Origin of the sequence: Sphingobium amiense (assembly GCF_003967075.1) — a bacterium.
GTDB classification, from domain to species: Bacteria; Pseudomonadota; Alphaproteobacteria; order Sphingomonadales; family Sphingomonadaceae; genus Sphingobium; species Sphingobium amiense.
Genome location: NZ_AP018664.1, coordinates 773041 through 787919, shown reverse-complemented (window position 1 = coordinate 787919; position 14879 = coordinate 773041). Strand labels below are relative to the sequence as shown.

The following is a 14879-nucleotide window of genomic DNA, read 5'->3' as shown; positions in this document are numbered from 1 at the left end:
ATATTGCGAGATGCGATAGGATTTAGCTGCCTTAACTTCGCATAGTTCCCGCAAGTTTTGTCATTTCGTTGCTCTATCCCGAAATTTTCGAAAAGTCAGCAACCTGATGCACCGCGTCACGAACACGCGCCAGAAGGGCGAGACGAGTCGCGCGCTTTTCCGGGTCGGCGTCGTTGACCGTGACGCTATCGAAGAAGGCGTCGATAGGCGACCGGAGCGTCGCCAGCGCGGCCATCGCATCGGCGAACCGCTCGTCCGCGACCGCCTGCCGCGCAAGCGGCTCGGCGGCGTCGAGCGCGGCGATGAGGGCGGCTTCGGCGGGTTCGGGGGTGTAGAGGGACACGGGATTATTGTCACCCCGGACCTGATCCGGGGTCCCGCTGCCTTCCGCTTCGTCAGAGAAGCGGGACCCCGGCTCAAGGCCGGGGTGACGGGTGGAAGAGAGGTCGGGCGCGTCCTTCCTGAGGATGTTCGCGGCGCGCTTGTAGCCTGCGAGCAGGTTCGTGCCGTCGTCGGTCGCGACGAAGGACTGGAGCGCATGGACGCGGGCGAGCAGGCGGACGAGGTCGTCCTCGCCTCCGAGCGCGAACACCGCGTCGATCAGGTCGTGACGGACGCCTGCTTCCTTTTGCTGGACCTTGAGGCGGTCGGCGAAGAAGTCGATCACCTCCTCTGCCGGAAACAGGCCGGTGACATGCAATTGCTCGGCCGACGCTATCGTCGTGGCATCGGACAGATCGAGCTTTAAGCGATTTTCCAGAACAATGGCGATGACACCGAGCGCGGCGCGCCTGAGAGCGAACGGATCTTTCGACCCACTCGGCTTCATATCATGCTGGAAAAACTTGACGATAGTATCCAACTTATCCGCCAGACTCACCGCCACCGTCACCGGCGCGGTGGGGACTTCGTCGCCCTGCCCGACCGGCTTATAATGGTCGCGGATGGCGTCGGCCACGGCGTCGGTTAGGCGTTCGGCGCGCGCGTAGTAGCCGCCCATGACGCCCTGAAGCTCCGGGAATTCGCCGACCATTTCGGTGACGAGGTCGGCTTTGGCGAGACGGGCCGCCTGCTCGGTCTGGTCGGGGTCCGCGCCCTTGACGATCCCCTCTTCCACCAGCCAGCGGGCGAGTTTCGCGACGCGCTCCACCTTGTCGGCGACGGTGCCGAGTTTTTCGTGGAAGGTGATGCGCTCCAGCTTCTTGCCGTGGTCCGCGAGACGCGTCTTGCGGTCCTGTTCCCAGAAGAAGCGGGCGTCGGAAAGGCGCGCGGCGAGCACCTTGCGGTTGCCCGCGATAATCGCCGCGCCGCCGTCCTTCGCCTCGATATTGGCGGTGCAGATGAAGGCGGGGGCAAGCTTGCCTGTCGCGTCCTTTAGCACGAAATATTTCTGGTTTATCCTGAGGGTTAGCTGAATGACTTCAGGCGGAACCTCAAGGAAGGCCGGATCGAAATCGCCGAGCAGCGGCACCGGCCATTCGGTGAGGCCCGCATTCTCCGCGACCAGCCCCTTGTCCTCGATGACGCTGTAGCCATGCGCGGCGGCGGCCTCCGCAGACTTCGCCTCGATGATCGCCTGCCGATCCTGATGGGAAACGATCACATGGCAGGCGCGCAGCTTTTCCGCATAGTCGTGCGCGCCGCCGATGGTGATCTCGCCCGGATGGTGGAAACGGTGGCCGAGCGTCGCGAAGCCGGACCTGATCCCCTCGACCTCGATGTCCACCAGTTCCTCGCCGAGGATCGCGACGATGCCCTGCAGCGGGCGGACCCAGCGCAGGCTTTCGGTGGTCTGACTGGCCGCGCCCCAGCGCATCGACTTGGGCCAGGGGAAGGCGCGGATGACGGCGGGGACCGCTTCGGCCAAAATCTCAGAGGCGGTTTTCGGAGTAGAAACGCTTTTTGCGAACCAGACGTGGCCCTTAGAAGTTTCCTTCAGTTCCACTATCTCATTCTCTGCGAGAGACCGCATGAACCCTTCAATGGCGACCTGCGGGGCATCTCCCCTCGGCCCTTTCCGCTCTACGATCCGAGCTTCCCATTGCGAGTTAGTATCTGGCAAATCGCGCGCGATGACCGCGAGGCGGCGGGGCGTGACGAAGCTGTCGATGGCGGCGGGCGTCAGGCCGGACTTCGCCAGTTCCTCCGCAAAGAGGCGGGCGAGGTCTTCGGACGCCTTCACCTGCATCCGCGCCGGGATTTCCTCGCAGCGCAGTTCGAGGAGGAAGTCGCTCATGCAGCCCACCCGTTGCTCTTCATCCACGCTTCGCAACTGCCCTTCGCCATGTCGCGGACCTGACCCATATAGCTGGCGCGTTCCTGCACGGAGATGACGCCCCGCGCCTGGAGCAGGTTGAAGGTGTGGGACGCCTTGATCGCCTGTTCGAAGGCGGCGAGCGGGACGCCGTTTTCGATGCACTGGTCATATTCCGCGCGGCAGTCCCGGAACCACTGGAACAGCTTGTCGGTGTTCGCGACCTCGAAATTCCATTTCGACATCTGCTTCTCATTTTCGAGAAACACGTCGCCATAGGTCACGCCCGCATCGTTGAATTTCAGGTCATAGACGCTGTCGACGCCCTGAATATACATGGCGAGCCGTTCGAGACCGTAGGTCAGCTCGCCCGCGACGGGCTTGCAGTCGAAGCCGCCCATCTGCTGAAAATAGGTGAACTGCGTGACTTCCATGCCGTCGCACCAGACTTCCCAGCCCAGCCCCCACGCGCCCAGCGTCGGGCTTTCCCAGTCATCCTCGACGAAGCGGATGTCATGGACCAGCGGGTCGATGCCGATTTCCGCGAGGCTCCCCAGATAGAGTTCCTGAAGGTTGGCCGGGGACGGCTTCATGATGACCTGATATTGGTAATAATGCTGGAGCCGGTTGGGATTTTCGCCATAGCGGCCGTCGGTCGGGCGGCGACTGGGCTGGACATAGGCGGCGTTCCAAGCGTCAGGGCCGAGCGCGCGCAAGGTCGTCGCGGGATGGAAGGTGCCCGCGCCCACTTCCATGTCATAGGGCTGTAGGATGACGCAGCCCTGCCGCCCCCAATAGGCGTGCAGGGTCAGGATCAGATCCTGAAAGGAAAGCGCTTTGCCTTCGGCCACGAACGGTCCTTCTTGAATAAGCTCTCTGGCGGAAACTCGGCCCTGCGCCTTGGCGCAACGCCGCCAAAGGGTCAAGGGCGCGGCGGGGCAAAGAGGGTAAACCCGCTTGCCCTTGCGCGCATGGATGCGCATCTGTTTCCCATGAAGATGCTATCCGCCCTCCTCCGCACCCTGTCTGCCGCCCTGCTGATGATCGGGGGCGCGGCGCAGGCCCGCGACGCGATCGCCGCTTCGCCCGCCCTTTGGCAGGTCAAGGACGCCGACACGACCATCTACCTGTTCGGCACGGTCCATGTGATGAAGCCGGGGATCGACTGGTTCGATGGCAAGGTGAAGCGCGCGTTCGACGCATCGGACGAACTGGTGCTGGAGATCGTCGAGCCGGACGATCCGCGAGCGATCGCCACGACCATGGGGCGGCTGGCGCTGGCGAGCGACGGGGTCAAGATGTCGGACCGGCTGAGCGAGGAAGCGCGCGGCAAATATCAGGCGGCGATGAGCGCCAACGGGTTGCCGTGGCAGACGTTCGAGATCTTCAATCCGTGGATGAGCGGGATGCTGCTGTCCGTCGCGCCGCTGGAGAAGATGGGATACAAGGCCGATCTGGGCGCGGAAAAGACGCTGCGCGCGGCGGCGCAGGCGGCGGGCAAGAAGGTCGATGCGCTGGAGACGGTCGAGCAGCAGGTCGGCTTCTTCGCAAACCTGCCGATGGACCAGCAGGTGCAGTTCCTCAATGCCACGGTGGACGGCCTGCCCGACATGGAGAAGGAATTCGGATCGCTGCTGCGCACCTGGGAGAAGGGGCAGCCCGACCGGCTGGCGAAGATGATGAACGAGTCGCTGGAGGCGACGCCGGAGCTTGCCAAAGTGCTGCTGACCGGGCGCAACGCCAACTGGGCGAAGTGGATCAGGGGTCGGCTGGCGCAACCGGGCACGGTGTTCGTGGCTGTGGGTGCTGGCCATCTGGCGGGCAAGGGCAGCGTGCAGGACCAGCTCAGGGCGCTGGGTGTAGACTCGACCCGCGTGGTGCGGTGACGTCATGCTGACCCGGCTGCTCGCGCTCTTCGCGCTTCTGCTCGTCCCCGCCTGTGACAAGGCTCCTGCTCCGCAACCGCAGACGGGCGGCGGTCCCGCGCTGTGGCAGGTGGAGCGCGGCGGCATGAAAGGCTGGCTGTTCGGCACCATCCATGTGCTGCCCAAGGGGATCGCGTGGGAGACGCCCGCGATCCGCGACGCGATGGCGCAGGCTGACCGGCTGGTGCTGGAAGCCGCGGACCTTCAGGATGAGCAGAAGACGCTGGCGCTGTTCGAGAAGATGGGCCGCAGCCCCGACCTGCCGCCGCTGGAGAAGCGCGTGCCGCCCGGCGAAGTCGCCGCGCTCGGCAAGGCGATGGCGGACGGGGGCACGAACACGCAGCTTCTGTCAGGCTATGAAAGCTGGGCGGCGGCGATGCTGCTGTCGGCGGCGAGCCAGCAGTCGCTGGGCGTCAGCCAGAGTGACGGGGTGGAGCCGGTGCTGATCGCCGCATTCCGCAAGGCGGGCAAGCCCATCGGCGGGCTGGAGACGGTGGAGCGGCAGTTTGGCGCGTTCGATACGCTGCCCGAAGCGGCGCAGCAGAGGCTGCTCGTCCAGACGATCCATGAGGCGAAGGGGATGAAGGCGCTCTACGACCGTATCCTCAACGCCTGGGTCAAGGGCGACATGGCGGCGATCGCGCGGGAGGACGAGATCGGCGAACAGCCCGACCCGGTGGTCGAGGACGCGATCCTGACGGCGCGCAACCGCGACTGGGTGAAGGCCATCGAGCCGATGGCGGGACGCCCCTTCATCGCGGTCGGTGCGGGGCACCTGACGGGCGAAGGCAATCTGATCGACATGCTGAAGGCCAAAGGCTTTGCTGTGACGCGGGTTCAGTAGGGTTAGTGCCTGAAGAACAGCGTCACCGACGCCACATGGTTGATGCGGGTGTTGCCGCCGCGCTGGTTGACGATCTGGTTGAGATAGCCGATTTCGAGCGTCGAAGCGCCGGGCAGGCCGAGTTCCGCGCCCGCGAAGCTGCGCAACTGGTCGAAGCCCGCGCGGGCGCCCCAGTCAGTGTCGTTGAGCGCGGCGAACCCTTCCGCATAGACGAGCGCGTTGATGGCGTCGCTGCCGGGCCGCAGCGGCTTTTCATAACGGATCATCTCGCGTAGCCGCCAGCCCATATCGTCGCCGTCCGAACGCCAGCGCTGTTCCAGCCGGGTGCGGGACGACAGTTCGCCGCCCCATGGCTTGCCAAGCGTCCAGCTTAGCTGCTGGAAGCTGCGCTCTTCGTTCACGTCCCTGCCGCCTTCGATCGGCACGACGACATGGGCGAAGCCCTGATAGAGCGTCACGGAGGGCGAGAATTTCCAGCCGACGGCGCCGCGAAACAGCGCCTGATCCACGCGGGAGACGCCGTCGCCGATGCGCGGCTGGATTTCGGCGAAGTAGACGAGTTCGTCCTTCACCGATCCCATAGCGGTCAGGTTGAGCCAGAACTGCTCGTCCTGCGATGTCGCCGCCCGCGCTGGTGTGGACAGGAGGAGCGAACCGGCGAGCAATAGTGGCGTCAGGCGGGGCATGGCGATCCGTCAGGGAGGGAGGGCCGGAGTGGCCGCCCTGCCCCCTATCAGAGCGATGTTTCCGCCCCGTTTCCCGGCTGTGAATTTGTGTCCGGGGCGGTCAGGTGATGACGCTGGGACGGTCCATGCCGGTAAAGCCCGCGATGTCGGCCACCTCCTGCGCGGCGGCGATCAGGGGAGCGAGCGCGTCGCCCGTCGCCATAGCGAGGTCGCCCTCCGGTCCGACATAGCGTTCGATATAGACGCGAAGAGTCGCGCCTTCCGTGCCGGTGCCGGAGAGGCGGAAGACGACGCGCGACCCGTCGACGAACAGGATGCGCACGCCCTGATGGCTGCTGACCGAGCCGTCCGTGGGGTCGGTATAGGCGAAATCGTCCGCGCTTTGCACTGTCCCGCCGCTGTTGGCCGTGCCGGGCAGCGTGCCGAGCTTGCCCCGCAGCGCCGCCATCAGGGCGTCGGCCCTGTCCTTGGCGATGGCCTCATAGTCGTGGCGGGCATAATAATTGCGACCATAGGTCGCCCAGTGACCAGCCATGATGTCGGCGACGCCCTGTTTTCGCGCGGCGATGATGTTGAGCCAGAGCAGCACCGCCCAGATGCCGTCCTTCTCGCGCACATGATCGGAGCCGGTGCCCGCGCTCTCCTCGCCGCAGATGGTCGCCATGCCCGCGTCCAGCAGATTGCCGAAGAATTTCCAGCCGGTCGGCGTTTCGTAGAGCGGCACGCCCAGCTTTTCCGCCACGCGGTCCGCTGCGCCGCTGGTGGGCATCGAGCGGGCTATGCCCTTGAGGCCCGCTGCATAACCCGGCGCGAGATGGGCGTTGGCGGCCAGCACGGCGAGCGAATCGGACGGAGTGACATAGCAATGGCGGCCGATGATGAGGTTGCGGTCCCCGTCTCCGTCCGACGCCGCGCCGAAATCGGGGGCGTCCGCCGCCATCATCCGGTCATAAAGCACTTTGGCATGGACCAGATTGGGGTCGGGATGGTGGTGGCCGAAATCCGGCAGGGGCGTGCCGTTCATGACGGTGCCGGCGGGGGCGCCCAGCCGCCGCTCGAAAATCTCCGTCGCGTAGGGGCCGGTGACGGCGCTCATCGAATCGAAAGCGAGCGTGAAGCCGCCCGCGATCATCGCGCGGATCGCGGCGAAATCGAACAGGCTTTCCATCAGGTCGGCATAGGCCGCGACCGGGTCCACCACTTCGACCGCCATGTCGCCCAGATGCGTGACACCGATGGCGTCGAGGTCGACATCGGCGGCATCGAGGATGCGATAGCTGTCGATGGAGAGGCTGCGTGCGTGGATCGCGTCCGTCACCTTTTCCGGCGCGGGGCCGCCATTGCCGATATTATATTTGATGCCGAAATCCTCATCCGGCCCGCCGGGATTGTGGCTGGCGGACAGGATCAGACCGCCAAAGGCGCCCGACCGGCGGATGAGATGCGACGCGGCGGGCGTCGAAAGGATGCCCCCCTGCCCCACCAGCACGCGGCCAAAGCCGTTGGCCGCCGCCATCCTGATGACGATCTGGATCACTTCGCGATTGAGGTAGCGGCCATCGCCGCCTACCACGAGCGTCTGCCCCGCAAATCCGTCGAGACTGTCGAACACCGACTGGACGAAATTTTCGGCATAATGCGGCTGCTGGAACACGCGCACTTTCTTGCGCAGGCCCGATGTGCCGGGCTTCTGGTCAGGGAAAGGCCGGGTGGCGACAGTCTGGATCGTCACGGATGATCTCCGAAGCGGAAGGGATGCGCCGTTATGATCGGCGCGGAAACCTTTCGCAATCGCGATATGGGTGTTTTACCCGGCGTGCCGCTGTTTCTGGAGGTGGGGATTATATCTGCCGCCCATCAGGTCGGCATGGAGGCGGACCCAGTCCGGGAAAGGCCAGTGCGCCGGCTCTTCCCGCCCGACGACCTGATCGCCGTTCAGGCCGCCGGCGATCGACACGTCCTCTGCGGCGAGAAACTCACGCGCGCGGGCGTCGAAGAAGGCGCGGGCGGTGGCGCGCGACGCACGTCGGCCGTTGGGCAGAACGATGGCAAGGCGGTTGGAGCGCAGGCGCACCAGCAGCCCCGGCGGGAAGATTCCGAGGCTCTGCATGAAGGTGAAGAGAAGGTCAGGGTCGCAATGCCCCTGCCAGCTGGCCATGCGGGTGATGGCCTCGGCAGGGGTCCACGCGTCCTTGTAGCAGCGGTCGGAGGTCAGCGCGTCGTAGATGTCGCAGATCGCGCCCATACGCGCGGCGACACTGATGTCCGCGCCCTTGAGACCGAAGGGATAGCCCGCCCCGTCCACCCGCTCATGATGATGAAGCGCCACGTCCAGCGCGACGGGCGGCACATCCCCGCAATCCGTCAGCAGTTCCTTGCCCGCCATCGGGTGACGTTGCATTGCAGCAAATTCATGCGGCGTGAGCCGGTCCGCCTTGTTGAGGATTTCGGGCGGCATCGCCATCTTGCCGACGTCGTGCAGAAGCCCCGCGACCCCCATTTCATGCGCCTGCGCTTCAGGCATCTGCAGATGGCGGGCGAAGTTGATCATGAGCGCGCACACGGCGACCGAATGGAGATAGGTATATTCGTCGCGCGATTTGAGCCGGGCCATGTTGATGAGCGTGAGCTGGCTCCGTTCCACCGAGCGCGCAATTTCGGAGACCAGCAGGAATATGTCGCCGGTGACGGCGAGTTTGCCCAGCCGGGCGTCGTTGAACAGACCCTTCACCAGCGCCTTGCCTTGCCGCAGGATGGAGCGGGCGCGCTCGACCTCAAGGTCGATTCCGGCCCGCCGGTCGGGGGGCGGAAAGTCGATTACGCCCGGATCCTTCCCGCTCGACCGTTCGGTTGCGACATCCGCGGCGGGGGATATTCCGCGATCCGTGTCGATGACGACGGCGCGTATGTCGCTCGAGCGGATTCTGCCGAGCGTTTCCTCGTCCCTGATCAGGAAGCCCGCGCGCCAGAAGGGATGCCGGAACCACGACCCCTCGAACGCTGTCACATACATGCCGATCTCTGCCTGCGCAGGGGCGATATGCAACAGTGGAGCCGACGAAGTCATTTCGGTTGTATATCGAAACAAATATTTACATCTGGTTTCGCGCAGCCGTCGCGAACAATCGCAGCTAATGACTTTGCCGCAGCGAGATTTCGTTCATGAACCGCGCGTCATCATTGCGCGCCAGCCATTCGGCTTCGGAACCGATGGCGCCCAGCATTTCGGCCAGCGCGTCCATCTCGCTTTTGGCATAGTTGCCAAGCACATAGCCATGCACCCGGTCCTTGTGGCCCGGATGGCCGATGCCGATGCGCACGCGCCGGAAATCGGGGCCGATATGCGCGTCGGTGGAACGCAGGCCATTGTGCCCCGCATTGCCGCCGCCGCGCTTCACCTTGACCTTCATGGGCGCGAGGTCGAGTTCGTCGTGGAAGACGGTCACGTCCTGCGGGGTCAGTTTGTAGAAGCGCATCGCCTCTCCCACCGAACGGCCGCTTTCATTCATGAAAGTGGCGGGTTTCAGCAGAACGATCTTTTCCAACCCGATGCGCCCTTCCTGTGTCCAGCCCTGAAACTGTTTTTTGGGCGGAGAGAAACGGTGCATGTCGGCGATGAGATCGACGGCCATGAAGCCGACATTATGCCGGTGCATCGCATATTGCGTGCCCGGATTGCCCAGCCCGGCCCAGATCTGCATCTTGTTTCCTCCACCATAGCAAAACCCCGTCCGGGACCGGCCCGAACGGGGTTGAGCAAAAACCTGTCGGCAGGAAAAGGCTTATTCGCCTTCGCCCTCACCTTCGGCCGGGGTTTCGTTGTCGCCTTCGGCGCTCTTGAGAGCGGACGGGGCAACGATGGTGGCGATGGTGAAATCGCGGTCGTCGATCGCGGTCTTCGCGCCCTTGGGCAGCTTGACCGTGCTGATGTGGATCGAATCGCCGACTTCGAAGCCGGTGAGGTCGACGACGACATCTTCGGGGATGTGCGCGGCGTCGACGACCAGTTCGATGTCATGACGCACGACGTTCAGCACGCCGCCCTTCTTGAGGCCGGGCGCGGCGTCTTCATTCTCGAAGCGCACGGGCACGTTGACGCTGACGGTGGCATGTTCGGAAACGCGCAGGAAGTCGGCGTGCAGCGGACGGTCGGAGACGGGGTGGAACGCCACGTCCTTGGCGAGCGTGCGGACAGATTTGCCGCCGACTTCGACCATGATGACCGAGTTGAAGAAATGGCCGGTGCCCAGCAGCTTGTTGAGGAGCTTTTCCTCGACATGGATGGACTGCGGGTCTTGATTATTGCCATAAATGACGGCGGGAACGCGGCCCTCGCGGCGGAGAGCGCGGGAGGCTCCCTTGCCTGCCCGATCGCGTGCCTCTGCCGACAGCGTAAGCTGCTCGCTCATTGCGTGTCTCCAAAAGCTAATGATGTCCTTACCCGCCACGCCTCCAGGGATGACCATCGCGGGAAGGCGCGCCATTAGCAGAATGGGCGGGAAAGGCAAGGGCCGGTCTGAATTGCGCCGGAGACGCTTTCCACCGTCGCGTTCAGGCGGTAGGCGCGTGGGCGATGGCGGGCAAGCATCACCTTTACGTCCTGGCGCTGGGATCGAACCGGGCTGTTTCGGCGCGGCTGACTCCGGCGCGCCTGCTGCGGGAGGCGGCGGGCCTGCTTGGGGCGCAGGCGGAGGTGGTCGCCATGTCGCCGATCATTCAGACGCCGCCGCTCGGCCCATCGATACGCCTCTACGCCAACGCCGCCATCGTCGTGCGCAGCGCCCTGTCTCCGCCGGAGATGCTGTGCTTTGCCCGGTCGGTCGAAACGGCCCTTGGCCGCCGTCGCTACCGCCGCTGGGGGGCACGGAGCATGGACATCGACATCATCCTCTGGTCCGGCGGCAGATGGCGGTCGCGGGCGCTTACGATCCCGCATCCGGCATGGCGCGAACGGGACTTCGTGCTGCGTCCGGTAGAAGCCGTGGCCCCACGCTGGCGCGACCCGTGGAGCGGCCGCACGGTGCGGCAATGCAGAGCGGTTCTGCGCAAGCCCAAAGGCGCGACAAGAGGTTGACCATCCGCCTCCCCGCCTCTAGGGCGTCGTCCACTCCCTGCGGGGGCCCTTAGCTCAGTCGGTAGAGCAACTGACTTTTAATCAGTAGGTCGCTGGTTCGAATCCAGCAGGGCTCACCATCATCCTCCCCTTCAGCCTGCATCGTCAGTCGGCATCGGTTTTCAGCCGGTAGCCGATGCCCAGTTCGTTGCCGATGATCCGCGGCTGCTGCGGATCGGTTTCCAGCTTCTGCCGCAAGGTGCGGATCAGGACGCGGAGATATTCGACGTGATGGTCATGCTCGTTGGGCCAGACATGGTTCATGATCTGGGCATGGGTAATCACGCGGCCGGGGAATTTCGCGAGTTGGGACAATACGCCATATTCCTTTGGCGTCAGATGCACTTCTTGCCCCGCCTTGCGCACGAGGCGCGCGAGAAGGTCGATCTCCACATCCCCGGCCCGGACGGACGCCGCTCCGCCGTCCCGCGTCGCGCGATTGCGCAGCGCCACGCGGACGCGCGCCAGAAGCTCGTCGGTGTCGAACGGCTTGGTGAGATAGTCGTCAGCCCCGAGATCGAGCGCGGCGACCTTCTCGTCGGTGGCGTCGCGGGCCGACACCACGATGAGCGTCGTGTCGCTGTGCTGCTTGAACAGAGGCACGAGTTCCAGCCCGTCCCGATCGGGAAGACCAAGATCGAGCAGGCTGATGTCAGGACGCTCCTGTTTGAGGAGGTCGAGCGCTTCCCGCGCGGTGGCCGCTTCGAGCGTGACATAGTCCGCCCGAGCCAGCGCAGCGTGGATGAGCTTGCGGATATGCGGTTCATCATCGACGATCAGAACCTTGTGGCGCATCTTCATGGAATGTCCTCTGCACGCAGATCGGCAAGGATCAGCGCCTGCGGGATGGTGATGGTGAAACAGGCGCCGGGCGGGTCGGCATTGTTGGCGGCCGACACGGTCAGGCCCATCGCTTCGGCGAATCCCTTGACGATCGCAAGGCCAAGGCCCGTGCCATGTTTGGCGCGGTCCGATCCTTCGAAGCGGGTGAAGGTGTCGAAGACGCGGGTTTCGAGACCCGGCTGGATTCCCGGCCCCTGATCCATCACCGATAGAGCGATGGCATCGGGAAGGCGGCGGCCGCGAACGATGACGGGCGTGCCGGGGTCGGCATAGCGCCCGGCATTGTCGAGCAGGTTGATGAGGCAGTGGTGAAGCAGCGCCGGATCGACGCGCACGAGCGGAATGTCAGGCAGGATGTCGACCTGCACCGCATGTCCGGAAAGCGACTGTCGCGTATCGTGGACGGCACTGGCTACGGCATCGAACAGGTCGGTCGGCTCAACCTTCAGCGGCAGGGCGCCAGCCTCCACCCGCGCCATGTCGAGCAGGTTGGCGACGAAGCGGTTGAGGCGCCCTGCTTCGGTCTCGACGGTGTCGATCAGTTCGGGAGTCGGCGCGCGGCGCAATTCATGGGCGGCCGACATGATCGTGGTGAGCGGCGTGCGCAGGTCATGGCTGACGGACGACAGCAGCGCCGAGCGGAGCCGGTCCCGATCGCGCACCTGCCGCGCGTCCAGCATCTCTTCCTCCAGCGCCATGCGATCGAAGGCGATGGACGCCTGATCGAGCAGGCTCATGAGGAGCGGCCGCTGGTCGGACCGCAGCGGTTCGCCCGCATCCTCCCGCGCGACACCCAGAGCGCCGAGCACGCCCCGCGTCGTGCGAAGGGGATTGAACAGCCAGTCGGACGCGGTCAGTGTGGAGGAACCGCGCCCGGCGGGCTGTTCATTGTCCATGGCCCATTGCGCCGCCGCCTTCTCGATCTGGTCCAGCCGGTCTTCGGGCGGAAAGGCGGCGCGAAGCTGGGGGCCGTCGCGCGACGGCAGCAGCAGCACGGTGCGGACGGACAGCAGGCGCGATACTTCGGCGCAGATCGCCTGCATCAGTTCCTCGCGCGTCGCGGCGGCGGTAAGCTGGCGCGAAAAGCTCGCCAGCGCGGCGTTCTGGCGTGCGCTCGATTGCGCGAGGTCGGCCTGCGCACGGACGCGGGCGGCGAACTGGCTGGTGACGATGGCGACGCCCAGCAGCACGAGGATGCTGATGACATTTTCGGGATTGTTGACCGTCAGCGTGCCGGTGGGCGGCAGGAAGAAGAAATTATAGGCAAGGCTGGAGAGCAGGCCGGACACGAGGCCGGTGCGCAGGCCATAGCTTGCGGCGGCGAACATGACGGGGATCAGGAACAGCAGCGAGATGTTGCTGAGGTCGATGGTTTCAATGAGCAGGCGGCCGATGACGGTCGTGGCCGCGATCAGGAGGATCGCCCGGACATAGTCGGCCGGACGGCCCCACCCCGCCCCGCCCAGCCTGACCGGCGGACGCGGATGCCGCTCCGCTCCGTCGCCGGGCAGCACATGTACCGCGACGTCGCCGATGTCGCGCACCAGCCGGTCCACCACCGATCCGTGGCGCAGTTCGAACCACCACGGACGGGCCGACTTGCCGATGACGATCTGGGTCGCGCGCGCATCCTCGACGGCGTGGCGCAGCCCTTCCACCACCGATGCGGCGGGAATGGTGGCGGTGGCAGCACCAAGGCGCGAGGCAAGCGCCATGGTGTCGGCCAGTTGATCGCGCTCGGCCTGCGTAAGGTGCAGGCTGCGCTGCGTCTCGATGTGGACAGCCGACCATGGCGCCTTGAGCGCGTCGGCAAGGCGCTTGGCGGCGCGGACGAGTCCCTGCGCGCCCGGCACTTCGCTGATGGCGACCAGCACCCGCTCGCCCGCGGCGAAGCTGCCCGCAAGCGCATGGGCGCGGACATAGTCCAGCATCTGCGCATCGACCGCCTGCGCGGCGCGGCGTAGCGCCATTTCACGCAGGGCGGTGAGGTTGGACTTGGAAAAGAAATGGTGGAGAGCGCGGCTGGCTTCGGCGGGGATATAGACCTTCCCTTCCTTCAGCCGCTCGATCAGTTCGTCGGGCGGGATGTCTACAACCTCGATCTCCGCCATTTCGAGAATGGAGTCAGGGACCGTTTCCCTCACCCGCACGCGGGTGAAAGACGCGACGACATCGTTCAGGCTTTCGATATGCTGGATATTGACGGTGGAATAGACGTCGATGCCCGCGTCCAGCAGTTCCTCGACGTCCTGATAGCGTTTGGGATGGCGGCTGCCCGGCGCGTTGGTGTGCGCGAGTTCATCCACGAGCGCGAGTTGCGGCCGCCGGGCGAGCACCGCGTCCAGATCCATTTCGCGGAGGCGATGGCCGACATGCCCGACTTCATGGCGCGGGATCACCTCATGACCCGTCAGCAGCGCTTCGGTCTCGCGGCGGCCATGGGTTTCGACCACCCCGACGACCACGTCGATCCCGGCCCGAAGCCGCTGCATGCCGTCGGTCAGCATCTCGTAGGTCTTGCCGACGCCCGGCGCCGCGCCGAGGAAGATTTTCAGCCGCCCGCGCCCTTCCTGCGCCGCCTGACGCAGGAAGGCTTCCGGATCGCGACGGCCTGGATCGTTCATCGTTTCTCGTTAGCGCCGATGCCATCCAGCCGTCGATTGATTTCGAGCACATTGACGCGCGGTTCGCCGAGCAGGCCCAGCCATGGCCGCTCGATGCTGGCATCGACCAGCGCCCGCACCTTGGCAGGATCGAGGTTGCGGGCGCGCGCCACCCGCTGCACCTGATAAAAGGCCGCATCGGGGCTGATATGCGGGTCCAGCCCCGATGCGGAGGCAGTCACCAGATCGGACGGAACTTGTTGACCGGGTGATGTCCTGTTGGAAGCGAGGTCGCCCTTTACGCGGTCGATGAGCGCGCGGGATGTCGGGCCGAGATTGGAGCCGGACGAAGCCATGGCGTCATAGCCCTTGCCCGCAGCGGACGGGCGGCCATGGAAATAGCGGCCGGTGACGAAGGACTGGCCGATCAGCGTGGAGCCGACAGGCTTGCCGTCTCGCTCGATCAGGCTGCCATTGGCCTGCGCCGGAAAGAGCGCCTGTCCGATGCCCGTCAGCGCCAGCGGATAGGCGATGCCCAGCAGCGCCGCGAACAGCAAGGTCATGACGAGCGCGGGGCGCAGGGAGGTGAGGATGTCGTTCTTCATGGCTAT

The 14879-nt window shown here is 65.2% G+C and carries 13 protein-coding genes and 1 tRNA gene; 4 read left to right on the top strand and 10 right to left on the bottom strand.

Annotation, left to right across the window (positions count from 1 at the left end):
* Positions 1–73: 73 nt before the first annotated feature.
* Positions 74–2236 carry a glycine--tRNA ligase subunit beta gene (glyS, locus tag SAMIE_RS03715; protein ID WP_066698863.1) on the bottom strand — a complete coding sequence of 721 codons (2163 nt, stop codon included), beginning with the start codon at positions 2234–2236 and terminating at the stop codon, positions 74–76.
* The gene (locus SAMIE_RS03710; RefSeq protein ID WP_066698866.1) at positions 2233–3105 is read right to left on the bottom strand and encodes a glycine--tRNA ligase subunit alpha; all 873 of its coding nucleotides are present in this window, start codon (positions 3103–3105) and stop codon (positions 2233–2235) included. The genes glyS and SAMIE_RS03710 overlap by 4 nt, the downstream gene beginning before the upstream one ends.
* A gap of 141 nt (positions 3106–3246) precedes the next feature.
* Here SAMIE_RS03710 and SAMIE_RS03705 point away from each other — a divergent pair, with 141 nt between their 5' ends.
* Positions 3247–4140, top strand: coding sequence for a TraB/GumN family protein (locus SAMIE_RS03705; protein WP_066699025.1), 894 nt, complete (start codon positions 3247–3249; stop codon positions 4138–4140).
* Between the two features lie 4 nt (positions 4141–4144).
* The gene (locus tag SAMIE_RS03700) at positions 4145–5023 is read left to right on the top strand and encodes a TraB/GumN family protein (RefSeq protein WP_066698869.1); all 879 of its coding nucleotides are present in this window, start codon (positions 4145–4147) and stop codon (positions 5021–5023) included.
* A gap of 2 nt (positions 5024–5025) precedes the next feature.
* On the opposite strand, the gene SAMIE_RS03695 is transcribed toward SAMIE_RS03700, so the two are convergent.
* The 5 genes from SAMIE_RS03695 to SAMIE_RS03675 all read right to left on the bottom strand — a co-directional run bounded on the left by SAMIE_RS03695 (position 5026) and on the right by SAMIE_RS03675 (position 10118).
* Positions 5026–5709, bottom strand: a complete 684-nt coding sequence (locus SAMIE_RS03695) for a DUF2490 domain-containing protein (RefSeq protein ID WP_066698872.1) — start codon at positions 5707–5709, stop codon at positions 5026–5028.
* Positions 5710–5809: 100 nt separating this feature from the next.
* Positions 5810–7441 (bottom strand): alpha-D-glucose phosphate-specific phosphoglucomutase, encoded by a 1632-nt coding sequence (locus SAMIE_RS03690; RefSeq protein ID WP_066698875.1) that lies wholly within the window; start codon positions 7439–7441, stop codon positions 5810–5812.
* A 75-nt stretch (positions 7442–7516) separates the two neighbouring features.
* Entirely contained in the window at positions 7517–8755 is a 1239-nt protein-coding gene (locus tag SAMIE_RS03685; protein ID WP_169800201.1) for an HD-GYP domain-containing protein, read from the bottom strand.
* Positions 8756–8840: 85 nt separating this feature from the next.
* Positions 8841–9410 (bottom strand): aminoacyl-tRNA hydrolase, encoded by a 570-nt coding sequence (pth, locus tag SAMIE_RS03680; protein ID WP_066698880.1) that lies wholly within the window; start codon positions 9408–9410, stop codon positions 8841–8843.
* A gap of 81 nt (positions 9411–9491) precedes the next feature.
* Positions 9492–10118, bottom strand: a complete 627-nt coding sequence (locus SAMIE_RS03675; protein WP_066698883.1) for a 50S ribosomal protein L25/general stress protein Ctc — start codon at positions 10116–10118, stop codon at positions 9492–9494.
* A 164-nt stretch (positions 10119–10282) separates the two neighbouring features.
* Between SAMIE_RS03675 and folK the strand changes: the two genes are divergently transcribed.
* Together folK and SAMIE_RS03665 are read left to right on the top strand one after the other, a co-directional pair.
* Entirely contained in the window at positions 10283–10783 is a 501-nt protein-coding gene (gene folK / locus SAMIE_RS03670) for a 2-amino-4-hydroxy-6-hydroxymethyldihydropteridine diphosphokinase (RefSeq protein WP_066698886.1), read from the top strand.
* 43 nt (positions 10784–10826) lie between these two features.
* Positions 10827–10902, top strand: a tRNA-Lys gene (locus tag SAMIE_RS03665).
* A gap of 25 nt (positions 10903–10927) precedes the next feature.
* On the opposite strand, the gene SAMIE_RS03660 is transcribed toward SAMIE_RS03665, so the two are convergent.
* Genes SAMIE_RS03660 through kdpC form a run of 3 tightly spaced genes read right to left on the bottom strand, consistent with a single transcriptional unit; the run spans position 10928 to position 14873 of the window.
* On the bottom strand, positions 10928–11623 hold the full coding sequence (locus tag SAMIE_RS03660; RefSeq protein WP_066698888.1) for a response regulator: 696 nt from the start codon (positions 11621–11623) through the stop codon (positions 10928–10930).
* On the bottom strand, positions 11620–14289 hold the full coding sequence (locus SAMIE_RS03655; RefSeq protein ID WP_066698891.1) for a sensor histidine kinase: 2670 nt from the start codon (positions 14287–14289) through the stop codon (positions 11620–11622). The genes SAMIE_RS03660 and SAMIE_RS03655 overlap by 4 nt, the downstream gene beginning before the upstream one ends.
* Positions 14286–14873, bottom strand: a complete 588-nt coding sequence (gene kdpC / locus SAMIE_RS03650) for a potassium-transporting ATPase subunit KdpC (protein WP_066698895.1) — start codon at positions 14871–14873, stop codon at positions 14286–14288. Before kdpC ends, SAMIE_RS03655 begins: the two co-directional genes overlap by 4 nt.
* Positions 14874–14879: the final 6 nt, after the last annotated feature.

What these genes read in the sequence shown, in the direction of transcription:
- pth (WP_066698880.1), bottom strand. Translation starts at nt 9,410, where the DNA reads ATGCAGATCTGGGCCGGGCTGGGCAATCCGGGCACGCAATATGCGATG.
- SAMIE_RS03660 (WP_066698888.1), bottom strand. Translation starts at nt 11,623, where the DNA reads ATGAAGATGCGCCACAAGGTTCTGATCGTCGATGATGAACCGCATATC.
- SAMIE_RS03705 (WP_066699025.1), top strand. Translation starts at nt 3,247, where the DNA reads ATGAAGATGCTATCCGCCCTCCTCCGCACCCTGTCTGCCGCCCTGCTG.
- SAMIE_RS03675 (WP_066698883.1), bottom strand. Translation starts at nt 10,118, where the DNA reads ATGAGCGAGCAGCTTACGCTGTCGGCAGAGGCACGCGATCGGGCAGGC.
- kdpC (WP_066698895.1), bottom strand. Translation starts at nt 14,873, where the DNA reads ATGAAGAACGACATCCTCACCTCCCTGCGCCCCGCGCTCGTCATGACC.
- glyS (WP_066698863.1), bottom strand. Translation starts at nt 2,236, where the DNA reads ATGAGCGACTTCCTCCTCGAACTGCGCTGCGAGGAAATCCCGGCGCGG.
- SAMIE_RS03700 (WP_066698869.1), top strand. Translation starts at nt 4,145, where the DNA reads ATGCTGACCCGGCTGCTCGCGCTCTTCGCGCTTCTGCTCGTCCCCGCC.
- SAMIE_RS03695 (WP_066698872.1), bottom strand. Translation starts at nt 5,709, where the DNA reads ATGCCCCGCCTGACGCCACTATTGCTCGCCGGTTCGCTCCTCCTGTCC.
- folK (WP_066698886.1), top strand. Translation starts at nt 10,283, where the DNA reads ATGGCGGGCAAGCATCACCTTTACGTCCTGGCGCTGGGATCGAACCGG.
- SAMIE_RS03655 (WP_066698891.1), bottom strand. Translation starts at nt 14,289, where the DNA reads ATGAACGATCCAGGCCGTCGCGATCCGGAAGCCTTCCTGCGTCAGGCG.